This is a genomic window from Streptomyces sp. P5F9, from assembly GCF_057961495.1.
In genome coordinates, this window is record NZ_JBXVPZ010000059.1 from 16,299 (window position 1) to 31,917 (window position 15,619).

General features: G+C 71.3%; 10 protein-coding genes and 1 pseudogene. 10 read left to right on the forward strand and 1 reads right to left on the reverse strand.

What is annotated here, in order from left to right:
* Window positions 1–128: 128 nt before the first annotated feature.
* The 9 genes from AC31A1_RS13110 to AC31A1_RS13150 all read left to right on the forward strand — a co-directional run bounded on the left by AC31A1_RS13110 (window position 129) and on the right by AC31A1_RS13150 (window position 12,931).
* Complete coding sequence (locus AC31A1_RS13110; RefSeq protein WP_489653454.1) at window positions 129–1,142, forward strand: ParB/RepB/Spo0J family partition protein; 1,014 nt, start codon at window positions 129–131, stop codon at window positions 1,140–1,142.
* Window positions 1,143–1,452: 310 nt separating this feature from the next.
* Window positions 1,453–2,442 (forward strand): ParB/RepB/Spo0J family partition protein, encoded by a 990-nt coding sequence (locus tag AC31A1_RS13115; protein ID WP_489653455.1) that lies wholly within the window; start codon window positions 1,453–1,455, stop codon window positions 2,440–2,442.
* 276 nt (window positions 2,443–2,718) lie between these two features.
* Entirely contained in the window at window positions 2,719–5,454 is a 2,736-nt protein-coding gene (locus AC31A1_RS13120; RefSeq protein ID WP_489653456.1) for an AAA family ATPase, read from the forward strand.
* 165 nt (window positions 5,455–5,619) lie between these two features.
* Entirely contained in the window at window positions 5,620–7,890 is a 2,271-nt protein-coding gene (locus AC31A1_RS13125) for an aminotransferase class I/II-fold pyridoxal phosphate-dependent enzyme (RefSeq protein WP_489653457.1), read from the forward strand.
* Window positions 7,891–7,978: 88 nt separating this feature from the next.
* Window positions 7,979–9,142 carry a 3,5-dihydroxyphenylacetyl-CoA synthase DpgA gene (gene dpgA, locus AC31A1_RS13130; RefSeq protein ID WP_489653458.1) on the forward strand — a complete coding sequence of 388 codons (1,164 nt, stop codon included), beginning with the start codon at window positions 7,979–7,981 and terminating at the stop codon, window positions 9,140–9,142.
* A 17-nt stretch (window positions 9,143–9,159) separates the two neighbouring features.
* Complete coding sequence (dpgB, locus tag AC31A1_RS13135; protein ID WP_489653459.1) at window positions 9,160–9,822, forward strand: enoyl-CoA-hydratase DpgB; 663 nt, start codon at window positions 9,160–9,162, stop codon at window positions 9,820–9,822.
* 49 nt (window positions 9,823–9,871) lie between these two features.
* Window positions 9,872–11,182 (forward strand): (3,5-dihydroxyphenyl)acetyl-CoA 1,2-dioxygenase DpgC, encoded by a 1,311-nt coding sequence (dpgC, locus tag AC31A1_RS13140; RefSeq protein WP_489653460.1) that lies wholly within the window; start codon window positions 9,872–9,874, stop codon window positions 11,180–11,182.
* Window positions 11,179–12,000, forward strand: a complete 822-nt coding sequence (gene dpgD, locus AC31A1_RS13145) for an enoyl-CoA-hydratase DpgD (RefSeq protein ID WP_489653461.1) — start codon at window positions 11,179–11,181, stop codon at window positions 11,998–12,000. Before dpgC ends, dpgD begins: the two co-directional genes overlap by 4 nt.
* Before the next feature lie 127 nt (window positions 12,001–12,127).
* Window positions 12,128–12,931, forward strand: a complete 804-nt coding sequence (locus AC31A1_RS13150) for an alpha/beta fold hydrolase (protein WP_489653462.1) — start codon at window positions 12,128–12,130, stop codon at window positions 12,929–12,931.
* A 64-nt stretch (window positions 12,932–12,995) separates the two neighbouring features.
* Here the strand turns inward: AC31A1_RS13150 and AC31A1_RS13155 are convergent.
* A pseudogene (locus AC31A1_RS13155) lies at window positions 12,996–14,002 on the reverse strand (SulP family inorganic anion transporter).
* 133 nt (window positions 14,003–14,135) lie between these two features.
* On the opposite strand from AC31A1_RS13155, the gene AC31A1_RS13160 reads away from it, so the two are divergent.
* Window positions 14,136–15,602 (forward strand): WGR domain-containing protein, encoded by a 1,467-nt coding sequence (locus tag AC31A1_RS13160; protein ID WP_489653463.1) that lies wholly within the window; start codon window positions 14,136–14,138, stop codon window positions 15,600–15,602.
* Window positions 15,603–15,619 lie beyond the last annotated feature (17 nt).

Sequence of the window (15,619 nt, forward strand, 5' to 3'; positions counted from 1 at the left end):
CGGCGGACGGTACGGAAGGGAATTCCTCTTCGAGAACGAGAACGGCCGCTCGTCGTGATGGCGGCGAGGACCGGTGAGGAGCAGGGGTGGAGACCGGGGGAGTCATCGATCAACAATCCATAGTGGAAGTGGAAATCGACGCTTTACGGCCGACCGGGTCACCGCGGCTGGCCGGCGAAAGACAAGAACACATCGAACTGCTCGCGGCGGTGCCGAACCCGCTGCCGCCGATCATCGTCCACCGTCCCACGATGCGGGTCATCGACGGCTTCCACCGGCTGCGCGCGGCCCGGCTGCGGGGGGACACCACCATCGCCGCCCGCTTCTTCGACGGCGACGAGTCGGACGCCTTCGTCCTCGCGGTCCAACTGAACGTCACCCACGGGCTGCCGCTCGCCCTGCCCGACCGGCAGAGCGCCGCGGAACGGATCATCGCCTCCCACCCCCACTGGTCCGATCGCAGAGTGGCCTCGGTCGCCGGCATCGCCCCCGGAACCGTCGGCGAGATCCGCCGCCGCCTGGGCTCCGGCGCCGCCGACCCGGAGGCGCGCCGGCTCGGCCAGGACGGCCGGATGCGCCCGCTCGACGGCACCGCCGGCCGCCTCCGTGCCGGTGAACTGCTCGCCGAGGAACCCGGTCTGTCGCTGCGTCAGGTCGCCCGCGCGGCCGGCATCTCCCCGGAGACCGTACGCGACGTGCGCAACCGCCTGCGGAACGGGGAGGACCTGCTGCCCCGCTCGCGCCGCCGCGACAGCGACACCGAACCGCGCCACGCATCCGCGCCCGAGGCCGGAACCGGTGCGGACACCCGGCCCGCGCCCGTCCCGGCGCCGCGCGGCGAACCCGCCCCCGGGCGGCCGGCCCACTCCGTCGCGCGTGCCCGCGCGGACGCGGCGCCCGACCGTGTCGTCCTGGTCAAGCGGCTGACCGCCGATCCGGCGCTGCGTTTCTCGGAGACCGGCCGCAGTCTGCTGCGGCTCCTCGCGATCCACGCGGTCCGAGAGGAGGAGTGGGAGGCGATCATCGGGAACGTCCCGCCGCACTGCAGCGGTGTCGTCGCCGACCTCGCCGTCCAACTGGCCGACATGTGGGCGGACTTCGCGACCCGGGTGAGAAGTGACGTCACGGCCTCGGTCGGCTGATCGCCGTGCGGTGCGGAACCCCGGATTCAGGTGCCCCCTAGGGCGTAGGGGGGCCGCACCCATCGATGTCCACAGGGGTTTCGGCCTGGATGCCAGGCTGTTAATTTCGGTCACATCCGAAGCATGCGAATGCCGCGCGCGGATGCTCTGTCCAGGGGTGACAGGGCGAGCCGGGGGTGTCGAAATCGCCACCTCCGCATTCCTCGCCGCGGCAGACGGTGGATTTTCTGCAGAAAGCGTGCTTGCACCAGAAATTCTTCTTCGTGGACGGCGACGCTCTCGCAGCGGCGGGGGTATGTGAGGAGCTGGGGTGGAGTCCGAGGGGGCCATAGGGGAACAGCCCGTCGTGGAGGTCGAGATCGGCTCGTTGAGCCTGTCCGGATCACCGCGGCTGGCCGGAGAGAGTCTGGAGCACATAGAAGTACTCGCGGCGGCGCGGAACCCGCTGCCGCCGATCACGGTGCACCGGCCGACGATGCGGGTCATCGACGGTCACCATCGGTTGAGAGCCGCCCGGCTGCGCGGCGAGAGCAGGATCGCGGCCCGGTTCTTCGACGGGGACGAAACGGCGGCCTTCGTCCTGTCGGTGAGGCTGAACGTCACTCACGGCCTGCCGTTGGCGCTCGCCGACCGCAAGCGTGCCGCCGAGCGCATCATCGTCTCGCATCCCCAGTGGTCGGACCGCAGGGTGGCCTCGGTCACCGGGATCGCCCCCGGGACCGTCGGCGACATCCGCAAGCGGGTCGTGCGGGGGCCGGGGCCGGAGGGGCGCCGGCTCGGCAGGGACGGCAGGATGCGGCCGGTCGACGGCAGTACCGGCCGCATCCGCGCCGGTGAGCTGCTCGCCGAGAACCCGGACCTCTCGCTGCGGCAGGTCGCCCGGGCGGCGGGCATCTCCCCGGAGACCGCCCGGGACGTCCGCAACCGGCTGGGCAACGGCGAGGACCCGCTGCCCCGGCGGCGCCGGCGGGAGGCCGCACCGGACGAGGAGCGGACCGTAGGAGGGGAGTTCGGGGCGCTGAGGCTCGCCCGGCCGGGGCAGCGGGTCGCGCCGGCTTCGGACCACGCCGTGCTGATCAAGCGGCTCATGGCCGACCCGGCACTGCGCTTCAGTGAGACCGGCCGCAATCTGCTGCGCCTGCTCGCTCTGCATACGCTGCGCAAGGAGGAGTGGGAGGCGATCATCAGCAACGTCCCGCCGCACTGCAGCGACATCGTGGCCGACCTCGCCCGCCAGTTCGCCGACCTGTGGTCGCAGTTCGCCGAGCGGGTCGGGGAGGACGTCGCGCAGATCGGCTGAGCCCGTGGCTCGGACACAGGGGACCGTCGCGAAAGGTGCCGCTTTCGCGGCGGTCCCGCGTCGTGTGCGGGGTCGGGAAAGTGGCGTGAATCATTCCGCTCTTTACCGGGAAGGGTTGTGCATTTCTTTTTTAATTTTCCATTAATTCCCCGCCGTTCAATGTCTGAAAAACACCCCCCATTCCCTGGCCGAGTGACCGAAACCCTGCCCGTGTCGGCGTGAATGAGACGCTATCCTGAGTTGCGCTGACTGATCGGCGAAGGTACGGGGGTGCCTGTGAAGCTCAGTGAAAGGGACGAAGAATTCGGTCTGCTACGTCGTCTCTACAGAGGGTGTGTGGCCGGAAAAGGTTCCCTGGTCATGACCAACGGTCCTGTGGGGTGTGGCAAGACCGCCTTGATCCAGACATTCGTCGAGCAGGTGACGGAGCAGGGGGGCGCCGTCCTGTCGGCGACCGGTTCCGCGAGCGAGAGCCTCGACAGGCTCGGGCTGATCGACCAGTTGGTGACCGCGATGGGTACGGCGGGCCCGCCCGACGGGCCACCGGACGTCGCGGAGGTCGCGACGGCCGCGGAGGCGAGCGGACGGGTGCCACGCGCACTGATGCAACGCGTCTACCGGGCGGTCGCCGAACTCGCCGAGAAACAGCCGCTCGTCCTCCACGTCGACGACGTGCACTTCGCCGACGAGGCATCGCTCCAGTGCCTGAGGTATCTCGTACGGCGCATCGATTCCCTGCCCGTCCTGGTCGTCCTGACCGAGAGTTCCAGCCACGAGCAGGCACTCGCCACGCTCCACGCGGAGACGCTCCACCTGCCCTACTGCCATCGGATCCGGCTCGGCCCGCTCTCGGCCGAGGGAGTCGCCGGATATCTGACGGATCATCCGGCGACGTGTTCGGTGGCGCCGGAGACCGTCGAGCTGTGGGCGCGGACGAGCGGGGGGAACCCCCTGCTGCTGGACGCCCTGATCGAGGACTTCGCCGGGCAGGGGACGGCGAAGGCCGCGGGGCGGGGTGCCCCGGTGCCGTGCGAGTCGTTCCGGAACGCCTTTCTCCGCTGTCTGCACCGCTGCGAGCCGACCCTGCTCGCCGTCGCGCGCGCCGCCGCCGTCCTCGGCGCGTCCGTGACACCCGCCCTGATCGGCGACCTCCTCGGGGAGGACGCGACCTCCGTACGCCGCAGCGTCACCGGCCTGCGCGCGGCCGGGCTGTTCTCGGACTCGTGGTTCGGCCACGAGCGCGCCCGGCTGACCGTGCTCGCGGACATTCCCGGCAAGGACCTCCCCGCCCTGCGGGCCCGGGCCGCCGAACTGCTCCGCGAGAGCGGTGCGCCCGCCGCGGTGGTGGCCGAACAACTGCTGGCCGGCCACGACCCGGCCCAGGCCGCCTGGCAGCCCGACATCCTCCGGGAGGCTGCGCGCGAGGCCCTGGCGGCGGGAGACATCGGTGCGGGCGTCGACTATCTGCGGCACGCCTCCGGCCTCTGCATGGACGCCAACCAGGAAGCGGAGGTGGTCGCCGCCCTCGCGGAGGCGCAGTGGCTCATCGCCCCCGCGAAGGCGTCCCGGTACCTCCCGCAGCTCAGCCGTATGGTGCGCGCCGGTCTGCTCACCGGGTCCGACGCCCTGACCGTGGTGAAACAGAAGGTGTGGCGCGGCGAGTTCGCACAGGCCGACGACCTGTTGCGGATCATCGAGGCACGCGAGGGCGCCGGCGCGGAGAACGCCTGGGACGGAGCGGGCTACTCCCGGGCCGTCATCCGCTCGGACCACACCCTCGTCCGGGTGTGGCTGTCCTTCTGCTGCCCCGGTCTGCGGCGCGGCGCCACGATGTCGCCCCGCACCTTCCTCAGGCTCTCGGCCGACCTCGTCGAGCTCGGGAAGGACCCGGCCCCCGGCGAACTGCTGCGCGGCACCGGCAGAGCCGGCCCGTTCGCGGACACCCTGGTGGCGCTGATCTTCCTGATCGGGGCCCAGCGGCTGGACGAGGCGCTGCTCTGGTCGGAGCGGCTGCTGGACGAGCCCCGCAACCGGCGCGCCCCCATGCGGCGTGCGTTCCTGGAGACGATCCGAGCGGCCGCGGCCCTGAGCCGGGGTGACGCCGCCGACGCGGGCGAGGCCGCCGGGACCGCGCTCAGCCTGGTCGGCCCGGAGTCATGGGGCATCGCGATCGGCCTGCCGCTGGCCCTGGCGATCCGCGCGGCGACCGAGAGCGGCGACGTCGACACGGCGCGGACCTACCTCGACCTGCCCGTTCCCATGGTCATGTTCGGCACCCCCTTCGCGCTGCCCTACCTCCAGGCTCTGGGCCGCTTCCACCTCGCTCTGGGTCGGCCGCGCGCCGCCCTGCGGGACTTCGAGTCGTGCGGCGAGCTGATGACGAAGTGGCGGCTCGACGCACCGGAACTCGTGGACTGGCGCAATGACGCGGTCGCCGCCCTCATCGCCCTGGGCGATCACCGGCGGGCCCGGGAGCGGGCCGAGGAACACCTCGCCCGGCTCGGTGAGCGGCCCACCCGCGCCCGCGGCATCGCGCTGCGCCATCTCGCGGCGGTGGGCCCGTCCCGGAACCGGCTGCGGCTGCTCCAGGAGGCGGTGCGGATCCTTGAAACCTGCGGCGACGGGCTGGAGTCGAGGCGCGCCCGGGCCGACGAGGAAGCCGCGCGCCGGGCGGAGGGGGAGACCACAGCGCTCGGGCGCGAGCACCCGCTGGGAGCACTGTGGGACGCTCCGTCCGCGCCGGCCCGGGGCGCGGTCCCGACGGGCGCCGCCGATACGGCCGCGGTGCCTGCTGCGCTGGCCGAACTCACCGAGGCCGAACGCCGGGTCGGAGCTTTCGCCGCGTCCGGCTGCACGAACCGTGAGATCGCCGACAGGCTCTCCATAACGGTCAGTACGGTGGAACAGCATCTCACCAAAATATATCGGAAATTGAAAGTGCGCGGCAGGGCCGATCTCCCGACGTCACTCGTGCTTTTTTCGGAGGTCGCCTGCCCTCCGCGTGGACGGTGAAAAGAAAAGCCTTCGCATCCGTTGGCCGGCCCCGCCCGTCCAAGTCAACTCCCCGTCCAAGTGGCGGTTTCGGACCGTTGGACAGTGTTGTGGTGAGGATTGCGACCGTGTGATCCTGAACGCCGAATCAGCCTTCCAATACCCGATTCCGCCGGGAGGAATTCCATGGCCGGACGGAGCCTCGACGACTATGCGCGACTGGCCCGGAAAGGATTCGATCACGTTCTGGCGGAATCCCTGGAAGTCGTTGAACGGGCCTCCGCGGAGAACAGGGCGGCCTTCGACCGGACCGGTCTGAGGCCCGGCCGGTCCACCCGGCCCGGGCCGCCCGACACCACCACGAAGATCCTGGACCGCCCCTGGGCCGCTCCGATCGCTGTTGGCCCGCTCGCCGGACTCGCCCGGCCCGTGGACGAGCCCGCCGTACTGCGGGCGGCCGACGCGGCGGGACTCCCCGTCGTGGTCGACATCGTCACCCCGAACGACCTCGCGCACCCGGTGCCGGCCGACGACGGGCCGCGGTGGCTCCGCACGTACGGCCACAGAGAGCACGGTGACGTCGAGCGGGCGGTGGCCGACGCGGAGCGTGCCGGGTTCGCCGCGCTCCTTCTCTCCCTGGGCCCCCAGGGCGGCGGCCGACTCGCGCGCCCCGATGCTCCCCACGCGGACTGGGCCGACGTGGAGCGGCTGCGCGCCACGTCCGCGCTGCCCCTGCTCGTCGCGGGCGTACGCACCGCTGCCGACGCCGCCCGCGCGTTCGACACCGGGGCCGACGGCATCGTCACCGACTCGCTGGACGCGCTGCCCGACCTGGCCGCGGTCGCCGGCACGCACCGCCCCGTCCTGCTCGGCGGCGGCATCCGCCGGGGCGCCGACATCCTGGTCTCCCTGGCCTCGGGGGCCGACGCGGTCCTCGTGGGACGGCTGGTGCTGGACGGGCTGATCGTCGACGGGGAAGCGGGCGTCACCGACGTGCTGGGCGCTCTCGTGCGCGAACTGGAGGAGGCGATGACGTTCACCGGAACCGCCTCGATCGCCGAGACCCGCCCCGACAGCCTCCGCACCGGACACCGTCCGCCGCTCCCCGTACGCCCGACGGGCACCCGGGGCAGCGCCGTGAGCGCCCAGGGAAATGCCGTGGGCGCCCTGCGCAAGGAGGACCTCCACCCCAGCCTCTCCGATCCCGTCCTGGACACGATGACCTTCCTCAACGAGGTCACCCACCGCTACCCGGACGCCGTCTCCTTCGCGCCCGGGCGGCCCTACGACGGGTTCTTCGACACCGAGCAGATCTTCACGTACCTCCGCCGCTACCTGGACCATCTGGCCGCGCAGGGACGCACGGAGCAGGACATCCGTACCGCCATGTACCAGTACGGTCCCACCGCCGGCCAGATCCGTGAGATCGTCGCCGACTCCCTGCGCGCGGACGAGGGCATCGACGTCCCGGCGGAGTCGATCGTGATCACGGTCGGCGCGCAGGAGGCCATGCTGCTGGTGGTGCGGGCCCTCACCGCCGGACCCGACGACGTGCTGCTCGCGGCGAGCCCCTGCTATGTCGGCATCACGGGCGTGGCACGGCTGCTGGGCGTGCCGGTGACGGCCGTTGACGAGCGGGAGGACGGGTTCTCCTGCGCCGACCTGGAGACCGCGATCGTGCGGGAGCGCGCCCGGGGACGGCGACCCCGGGCCCTCTACGTGATTCCCGATCACTCCAACCCGTCGGGAACCACGATGGACGCGCCGACGCGCGCCGCGCTGCTGGAGACGGCGGAGCGCCACGGCATCCTCCTCATCGAGGACAGCCCCTACCGCAGGGTGAGTCCCGGTACGCCGCTGCCGACGCTCAAGTCCATGGACCGCTCGCGAAGCGTCGTCCACCTGGGTTCGTTCGCCAAGACGGTCTTCCCCGGCGCCCGGGTCGGCTTCGCCGTCGCCGACCAGCAGGTGGTCGACGCCTTCGGCCGGACCGGTCTCCTGGCCGACGAACTCGCCAAGATCAAGAGCATGGTGACGGTCAACACCTCGTCCCTGAGCCAGGCCGCGGTGGCGGGTGCCCTGCTGGCAGGCGACGGCCGGATCTCCGAGATGAACGTCGAACCGGCGGCCTATTACGGCCATGCGATGCGGACCACGCTGCGCAATCTGGACGCCCGTCTGCCGGCGGCCCGGCGAGCCGCCCTGGGCGTGCGCTGGAACGAACCGACCGGAGGTTTCTTCCTCACGGTCCACGTCCCCTTCCGGGCGGACAATGCGGCGCTGACCCGGTCGGCACAGGAATTCGGCGTCATCTGGACGCCGATGAACTACTTCTATCCGCAGGGCGGCGGCCATCAGGCACTCCGTCTCTCCACCAGCTATCTGACGACGGCCGATATCGAAGAGGGCACCGCACGGCTCGCGCGGTTCATAGAGGCGCAGGCCTCGGTGTCGTGAATTCTCGGGGAAAGGCGAGGCAAGTGACCGGGAACAGCAATGCACAGCGACCGCGGACCAAGCCGCGTATGTGGGGGTGGACTTTCCGATGACCATCAATCTGGACCGGCCGGAAGGACTGGAGGCCGCCTTGGCGGACGACATTCCGGAGCCCGTCGTCCTGACCGGTGACGGCGCCCTGAAGACGCCGTACCGACCGCGGATCGTGGGGGTGGGGACCGCCACGTCGGCCGCCGCCTACTCCCAGCAGGAGGTGCTCGACGCCTTCGGCATCACCGACCCGAAGATCCGGTCCGTGTTCGCCAACAGCGCCATCGACCGGCGCCACCTGACCCTGCCGGAACCGGACGCCGACGGTGTCCGCGCCCCCGAGCCGCAGGGAGACCTGCTCGACAAGCACAAGGCCATGGCGACGGAGATGGGCGCCGAGGCGCTGCGCGCCTGTCTGAAGCGGGCCGGCGCCGAACTCTCCGATCTGCGGCACCTGTGCTGCGTGTCCTCCACCGGCTTCCTCACCCCCGGCCTGAGCGCCCTGATGATCCGCGAGCTGGGCATCGACCGGCACTGCAGCCGCAGCGACATCGTCGGCATGGGCTGCAACGCGGGGCTCAACGCGCTGAACGTCGTGGCCGGCTGGTCCGCAGCCCACCCGGGCGAACTCGCCGTCGTCCTCTGCGCGGAGGCCTGCTCCGCGGCGTACGCGATGGACTCCTCGATGCGGACCGCGGTCGTCAACAGCCTCTTCGGTGACGGCGCCGGAGCGATCGCCCTGAGGTCGGGCGCCGGTGACGAGGCATCCGGCACGGCCGAGGGCCCGACCCTCCTGAAGTTCGCCAGCTGCATCATCCCCGACGCGATCGGAGCGATGCGCTACGACTGGGACCGGGATCTGGACCGGTTCAGTTTCTACCTCGACCCGCAGATCCCCTACGTCGTCGGTGCGCACGCCGAGATCGTGGTCGACCGCCTGCTCCAGGACACGGGCCTGCGCAGGAGCGACATCGGTCACTGGCTCGTGCACTCCGGCGGCAAGAAGGTGATCGACGCGGTGGTCGTCAACCTCGGCCTGACCCGCCACGACCTGCGCCACACCGTCGGCGTCCTGCGGGACTACGGCAACGTGTCGAGCGGGTCGTTCCTTTTCTCGTACGAACGGCTCCTCGACGAGCAGGTGACCCGGCCCGGCGACTACGGAGTGCTCATGACCATGGGTCCGGGATCCACGCTCGAAACGGCGCTGGTCCAGTGGTGACGACAGGAGAGTGCGCAGTGAGTGACGTAAGTGCCGTGCGGACACTGGCCGTTGACGGATCCCGGCCGCTGTCGATCAGGACCGTCAAGGACCTCACCGTCCTGTGCGACGAGGTGGAGGACCAGGGCGGGGCCGCGATCCTGCGGGTCACCGGGGCACCCGCACCGGGCTGGGCCGACGGGCTGGACGTCTCCCTCGTCACCAAGTGGGAACGGGTGCTGCGGCGGCTCGAACGGCTGCCCGGGGTCACTGTCGCGGTCGCGGCCGGCGACTGCGGCGGAGCGGCCCTCGACGCCTTCCTCACCGCCGACATCCGGATCGCGACGCGCGGCAGTCGTCTTCTCCTGCCCTTTGACGGGGAGGCCACCTGGCCCGGCATGGCCGCGTTCCGCCTCGCCCGTCTGGCCGGCGCCGCGCGCGCCCGCCGTGCCGTCCTGTTCGGGCACCCGATCCCGGCGCCCGAGGCGCTGACGCTGGGCATAGCCGACGAGGTGACCGAGGCGCCGGACACCGCGGTGGCCGCCGCCGTCCAACGCTGCGAGGGACTGTCGGGCAAGGAGCTCGCCCTACGGCGCCAGCTGCTCCTCGACGCGATGACGGTCAGCTTCGAGGACGCCCTCGGCCCGCACCTGGCGGCCTGCGACCGCGCTCTGCGGCGCACCGTCGAGGAGGCCGCGTGATGACGCCGCCCAGCCGTGCACTCCCCGGTGCGGAAGGCGGGGCCGCCGTATGACGACCGCCCCGCTGGAACAGGAGACCGCGCGTGCGGAGTGGTCGGCGCTGACGGAGGCCGCCGAGCGCGTGGACAAGACGCTGGCGTCACTGCCGTACCCGACGCGCCGCACACCCGAACAGCGGGACCTGGCCGAGGCGGTGAAGAACCGGGCCCGCGCCCTGCGCGCCCGGTTCCTGGACGGGTACGGCGACGCCGTGTACGACCGGGTCACCGAAGGGCGCACCCGCAGCCTGCGGATCGACGACCTGGTCGCGGCCGCGGCGACCGCCTTCCCCGGCCTGGTGCCGGACGCCGGCCGGCTCGCGCAGGAGCGGAGCCGGCCGCAGGCCGACAAGGAGGGCCACGAGATCGACCAGGGCATCTTCCTGCGGGCCGTCCTGCGGTCGCCCTCGGCCGGTCCGCACCTCCTCGACGCCATGCTCCGGCCGACGGCCCGGGCACGCGGGCTGCTGCCGGAGTTCCTGCGGACCGGCGTCGTGGAGATGGAGGCCGTACGGATCGAACGCCGCGACGGCGTCGCACGGTTGACGATGTGCCGGCACGACCGGCTCAACGCCGAGGACAACCAGCAGGTCGACGACATGGAGACGGCCGTAGACCTTGCCCTCCTCGATCCGGCCGTCCGGGTCGGCCTGCTGCGCGGAGGGGAGATGAGCCATCCCCGCCACCGCGGCAAGCGGGTGTTCAGCGCGGGCATCAACCTCAAGAACCTGAGCTCCGGTGACATCTCCCTGGTCGACTTCCTGCTGCGCCGTGAACTCGGCTACATCCACAAACTCGTCCGGGGCCTGCTCGTCGAGGACCCGGACCGGTGGCACTCGCCGTACGTCGAGAAGTCGTGGGTCGCCGCTGTCGACGGCTTCGCGATCGGCGGAGGCGCCCAGCTGCTCCTGGTGTTCGACCATGTCCTCGCCGCGTCCGACGCCTACCTCAGCCTCCCCGCCGCCAAGGAAGGGATCATCCCCGGCGTGGCCAACTTCCGCCTCAGCAGGTACGCCGGACCCCGGCTGTCCCGGCAGGTGATCCTGGAGGGGCGCAGGATCTGGGCCTCGGAGCCGCAGGCGCGGCTGCTGGTGGACGAGGTCGTGGACCCGCGCGAGCTGGACGCCGCCGTCGAGCGGAGCCTGGAGCGCCTCGACGGCGAGGCGGTGCTCGCCAACCGGCGGATGCTCAACCTCGCCGAGGAGCCCGCCGAGGCGTTTCGCGCGTACATGGCGGAGTTCGCCCTCCAGCAGGCGCTGCGGCTGTACGGGGAGGACGTGATCCACAAGGTCGGCAGGTTCGCGGCGAGGTCGTCGTCGTGACCGGGGACCGGGTGAGCCCCGACGACCGTGCCCGGGTGCGGTACGAGAAGAAGGACCACGTCGCCCGCGTCACCCTCGACCGTCCCGAGGTGCTGAACGCGATGGACCTGCGCACGCACGAGGAACTCGCCGGTGTCTGGGACGACGTGGAGGCCGACGACGACATCCGCGTCGTGGTCCTCACCGGCGCGGGCGACCGGGCGTTCTCCGTCGGACAGGACCTGAAGGAACGCAGCCGCCTCGACGCGGAAGGGACCCCTCGGACGACGTTCGGAAGCCGGGGCCTGCCAGGCTGGCCCCGGCTCACCGAGCGGTTCACCCTGTCCAAACCGGTCGTGGCACGGGTCAACGGCTACGCCCTCGGTGGCGGCTTCGAGCTGGCGCTCGCCTGCGACCTCGTCATCGCCTCGCACGACGCGCGGTTCGCCCTGCCGGAGGCGCGGCTCGGGCTGATCCCGGGCGCGGGCGGCGCCTTCCGCCTCGCCCGCCAGTTGCCCCTGAAGACGGCCATGGGACATCTGCTCACGGGGCGCCCGATCGACGCGGCCACAGCGCTGCACTTCGGACTGGTCAACGAGGTCGCCGAGGAAGGAGACCTGGACCGACGGGTCGACGCCTGGACGGACGACCTGATCCGCAGCGCGCCCCTGTCGGTACGAGCCATCAAGGAGGCGGTGATGCGCTCGCTCGACCAGCCGCTGGAGGATGCGTTCGCCACGAGGTACGCGTGGGAGGAACGGCGTATGCACAGCCGGGACGCCGTGGAAGGCCCCCGGGCCTTCGCGGAGAAACGTGATCCCGTGTGGTCGGGCCGGTGAGGTGACCCGGGTCCGCCGACGGGGGCGAACCTGTCGGCGGGCCCGGGCGTCTCGGTTTCCGAACAGCGCGGCGGGCCGCTCCGTCCGCCAGGGGCCGCCCCGCAGAAGGCGGCGGAAGGACAGGACGATGCCGATCGCGCGCGTCAACGGAACAGACCTCGGCTACGACGACTACGGCGGCCCGGGGGAGCCCGTCGTGCTGGTCGCCGGCACCGGCGCCCCGGGACGGATCTGGCGGACCCACCAGGTGCCCGCCCTCAGGGCGGCCGGCCACCGGGTGATCACGCTCGACAACCGCGGCATCCCGCCGACCGGTCCGTCCCCCGCCGGATTCACTCTCGACGACATGGCCGCGGACGTCGCCGGTCTGATCGAGCACCTGGGCGCGGGACCCTGCCGGGTCGTGGGCCACTCGCTGGGCGGTCTCATCGCGCAGGAACTCCTCCTCGCCCGGCCCGAACTCGTCGCACGGGCCGTCCTGATGGCCAGCTGCGGACGCGCGGACGCGCTGATCACCGCCATGTCGGCCGCCGACATCGAGCTGGCCGACAGCGGCGTCAAGATCCCTCCCGCCGTGTCCGCGTACCGGCAGGCCCTGCAGAACCTCTCACCGCGGACACTCAACGACGAGGACAGACTGCGGGACTGGCTCGGCATCCTCGAACTCGCCGGCCCCGACCCGTCGACCGTCCGCGCGCAACTCGGCCTCGAAGTCATCCCGAACCGCCTTCCGCACTACCGGCGGATCACCCGCCCCTGCCTCGTCCTCGCCTTCCAGGACGACCTGGTCGTCCGCCCACACCTGTCACGCGAACTCGCCGCGGCCATCCCCGCGGCCGCGTACACCGAGATACCCGGCTGCGGCCACTACGGCTACCTGGAGCGGCCCGGCGCGGTGAACGAGGCGGTCATCGGATTTCTCACGGCTTGAGGGGATGGACCGGATACGGGGACGGCAGTCGTCGTAGCGGATGAGCCTGTGCGCCGGCGCCCGGTCAGTGACCGCCGGTGAGTCCGCCGCTGAGGGTCTTGTGGATGCGGGCGCCGGGCTCGTTCAGGCTGTCGATGACGACCCTGTCGGGGTCGGTGACAGAGGTGACGTCGGCCAGGTGGGCGACGCGCTCGGCGAAGATGACCACGGCGGTGATGCTGCCGACGACGACGCCGACGGCGAGGTTGGAGGTGGTGACCACGCAGGCGACGGTGACCACCATGACGGTGATCTCCCCGGCGGGCATCCGCCGGAGGGTCCTGGGCGCGATGGAGTGCCAGTCGAAGGTCGCGAAGCTCAGGAACGCACCGGCCAGGAACGTCGACAGCCGGGTGCGGGCGCCGGAGACCCGTACGTTGATCATCGTCTGGCCGATCACGGCGCAGCCGCCCATCCCGCCGAAGAACCCGGTGACGATGTTCGCGATGCCCTGGCCGATGGACTCGCGGGTCTTGTCGGAGTGGGTGTCGGTGATGTCGTCGACGAGCGCGGCGGTCATCAGCGGCTCCATCAGGCCGACCAGGGCCACGGCGAGCGCGTACGGCGCGACGATCTTCAGTGTCTCCAGGGTGAACGGCACGTCCGGCAGCCCGGCACCGGCAGCGAGGACGGCAGGTCGCCCTTGTCGCCCGGCGAGGAGCGGATGGACGGCCCAGGGCACGTCGTGCATCTCCGGCACCTGCGCCACGAAGATGAGGATGGCGCTGGATGACCCCGGCGAGGATCACGGCCGTCACCAGACAGCCGAAGCCGTGCTCGCGATTGAGCGGACCGATGACCAGGGCTGCGGCAACCGGTGGCCGCGGAGATCATGGCGGGCCGGCTGCCGACGACGGCGATGGTCACGGCCATCGTGAACGACGCGAACAGGCCGGTCGCCGGGTCGACACCGGCGATGACCGAGAACGAGATCGCCTCCGGGATCAGCGCGAGGGCGACCACCAGACCGGCCGGCACCTCGGTGCGCAACACCTTCGGCGACAGCCAGGACGGGCGACGGGAGCCGCGCATCCACGTGGAGGAGGCAGTGAGGGCCGTACAGAGGGGGACGGCCCCGGGACGGCGATGTCAGTGGTCACCACTAGTTTGGAATCACTGGAGATCGGCCGTACCGGCCGAACGGGCCTTTGGGGAGGGGTGTGCTGTGTCCGCTGCGCAGACACGACAGTCGGGGAACACGACGTACCTGGAGCTGTCTCAGGAAAGCGGTGGCGCCCACAAGTTCTACGAGGTGACTGTCGAGGGGACCACCGTCGCCGTGCGGTACGGACGGATCGGCGTGGACGGGCAGCACCAGACCTCCGCCTTTCCGACCGTCGAGAAGGCGCAGGCGGCAGCGGCGAAGAAGATAGCCGAGAAGGTACGGAAGGGGTACGCGCCCGCCGTTCAGGGGCAGCGGGCGGCCCGCCCCGTAACCCGTCGTCAGGTGACCTCCGCCCCGTCGACGGCGCGGGCGACCGCCCCGGTGCTGTGGCGGTTCCGTACCGGCGCCTCGGCGTTCGGCATCCACGTGGACGAGGACCGCTGCTGGGTCGGCAACCAGCACGGCAGTGTCTACAACCTGAGCCATGACGGCGAGGTGCTGGCGCACTACTCCCTGCCCGACGGCGTGAAGTGCCTGGTGGCCGACGACTTCTGGATCTACGCGGGCTGTGACGACGGCCGGGTGTACGACCTCTCCTCGAAAGTGCCGTTCGCGGCCTACGACATCGCGGCCGAGGTGGACATCTTCTGGCTGGACATCCACGCGGGCGTACTGAACGTCTCCGACCGCAACGGCGGGCTGACGGTCATCGACCACGAGGACGAGCTCCAGTGGTCCCGCAACTCCTCCGGGGACAACGCGTGGATGGTGCGGGCCGACGACCACGCCGTCTACCACGGGCACAGCCAGGGTGTGACGGCCTACGCGGCGGACGGCGCCAGACAGCTCTGGCACACCGCGACCAACGGCAACGTGCTCTTCGGATGGCAGGAGGAGCACGCGGTCTACGCCGGGACGGGACGGCGGGTCGTCCAGCGCCTCGCGAAGTCCTCCGGGGCCATCGAGGCCTCCTACCAGTGCGATGCCGCGGTGTACTCGTGCGCCACGTCCGCCGGCGGCCGGTACGTCTTCGCGGGAGACTCGGCGTCCTCCGTCTACTGCTTCACCGCCGACGGCACCCGGCTGTGGAAGCTCGGCACGGGCGGCGGCTCGGCACTCTCGATGCAGTACCACGACGAACGGCTGTACATCGTCTCCACGGACGGCTCGCTCGCCTGCATCGACGCGAGCGAGGCCGCGATCACCGCCGCCCAGTCGGGCACCGTGCCGGTCGCGGCGGACATCAAGCTCGCGGCCGCCATGCCGACGTACGCACCGCTGACCACCGCCGCCTCCGTCGCCACGGTCAGCACCGTCCCCGCGGCGGGGAACGGAGTCGTCGTGGAGTGCTTCGAGCAAGGAGGCCGAGTGCGTGTGCACGTGGTCTCCGAGGGCTACGAGCGCGGCTGGAACGTCCAGTTCCCGCGTGCGATACGCGAGCCCGGAGCGCGCTATGTGGTGGACGCGCTGCATTCCTCCTCGGCCGGCTTCTACCGAGTGCGCGGGGAGATCAGGCGCCTGGTGTGACAGGCGGGGGGCGGGGA

What these genes read in the sequence shown, in the direction of transcription:
- AC31A1_RS13125 (WP_489653457.1), top strand. Translation starts at nt 5,620, where the DNA reads ATGGCCGGACGGAGCCTCGACGACTATGCGCGACTGGCCCGGAAAGGA.
- dpgA (WP_489653458.1), top strand. Translation starts at nt 7,979, where the DNA reads ATGACCATCAATCTGGACCGGCCGGAAGGACTGGAGGCCGCCTTGGCG.
- dpgC (WP_489653460.1), top strand. Translation starts at nt 9,872, where the DNA reads ATGACGACCGCCCCGCTGGAACAGGAGACCGCGCGTGCGGAGTGGTCG.
- AC31A1_RS13150 (WP_489653462.1), top strand. Translation starts at nt 12,128, where the DNA reads ATGCCGATCGCGCGCGTCAACGGAACAGACCTCGGCTACGACGACTAC.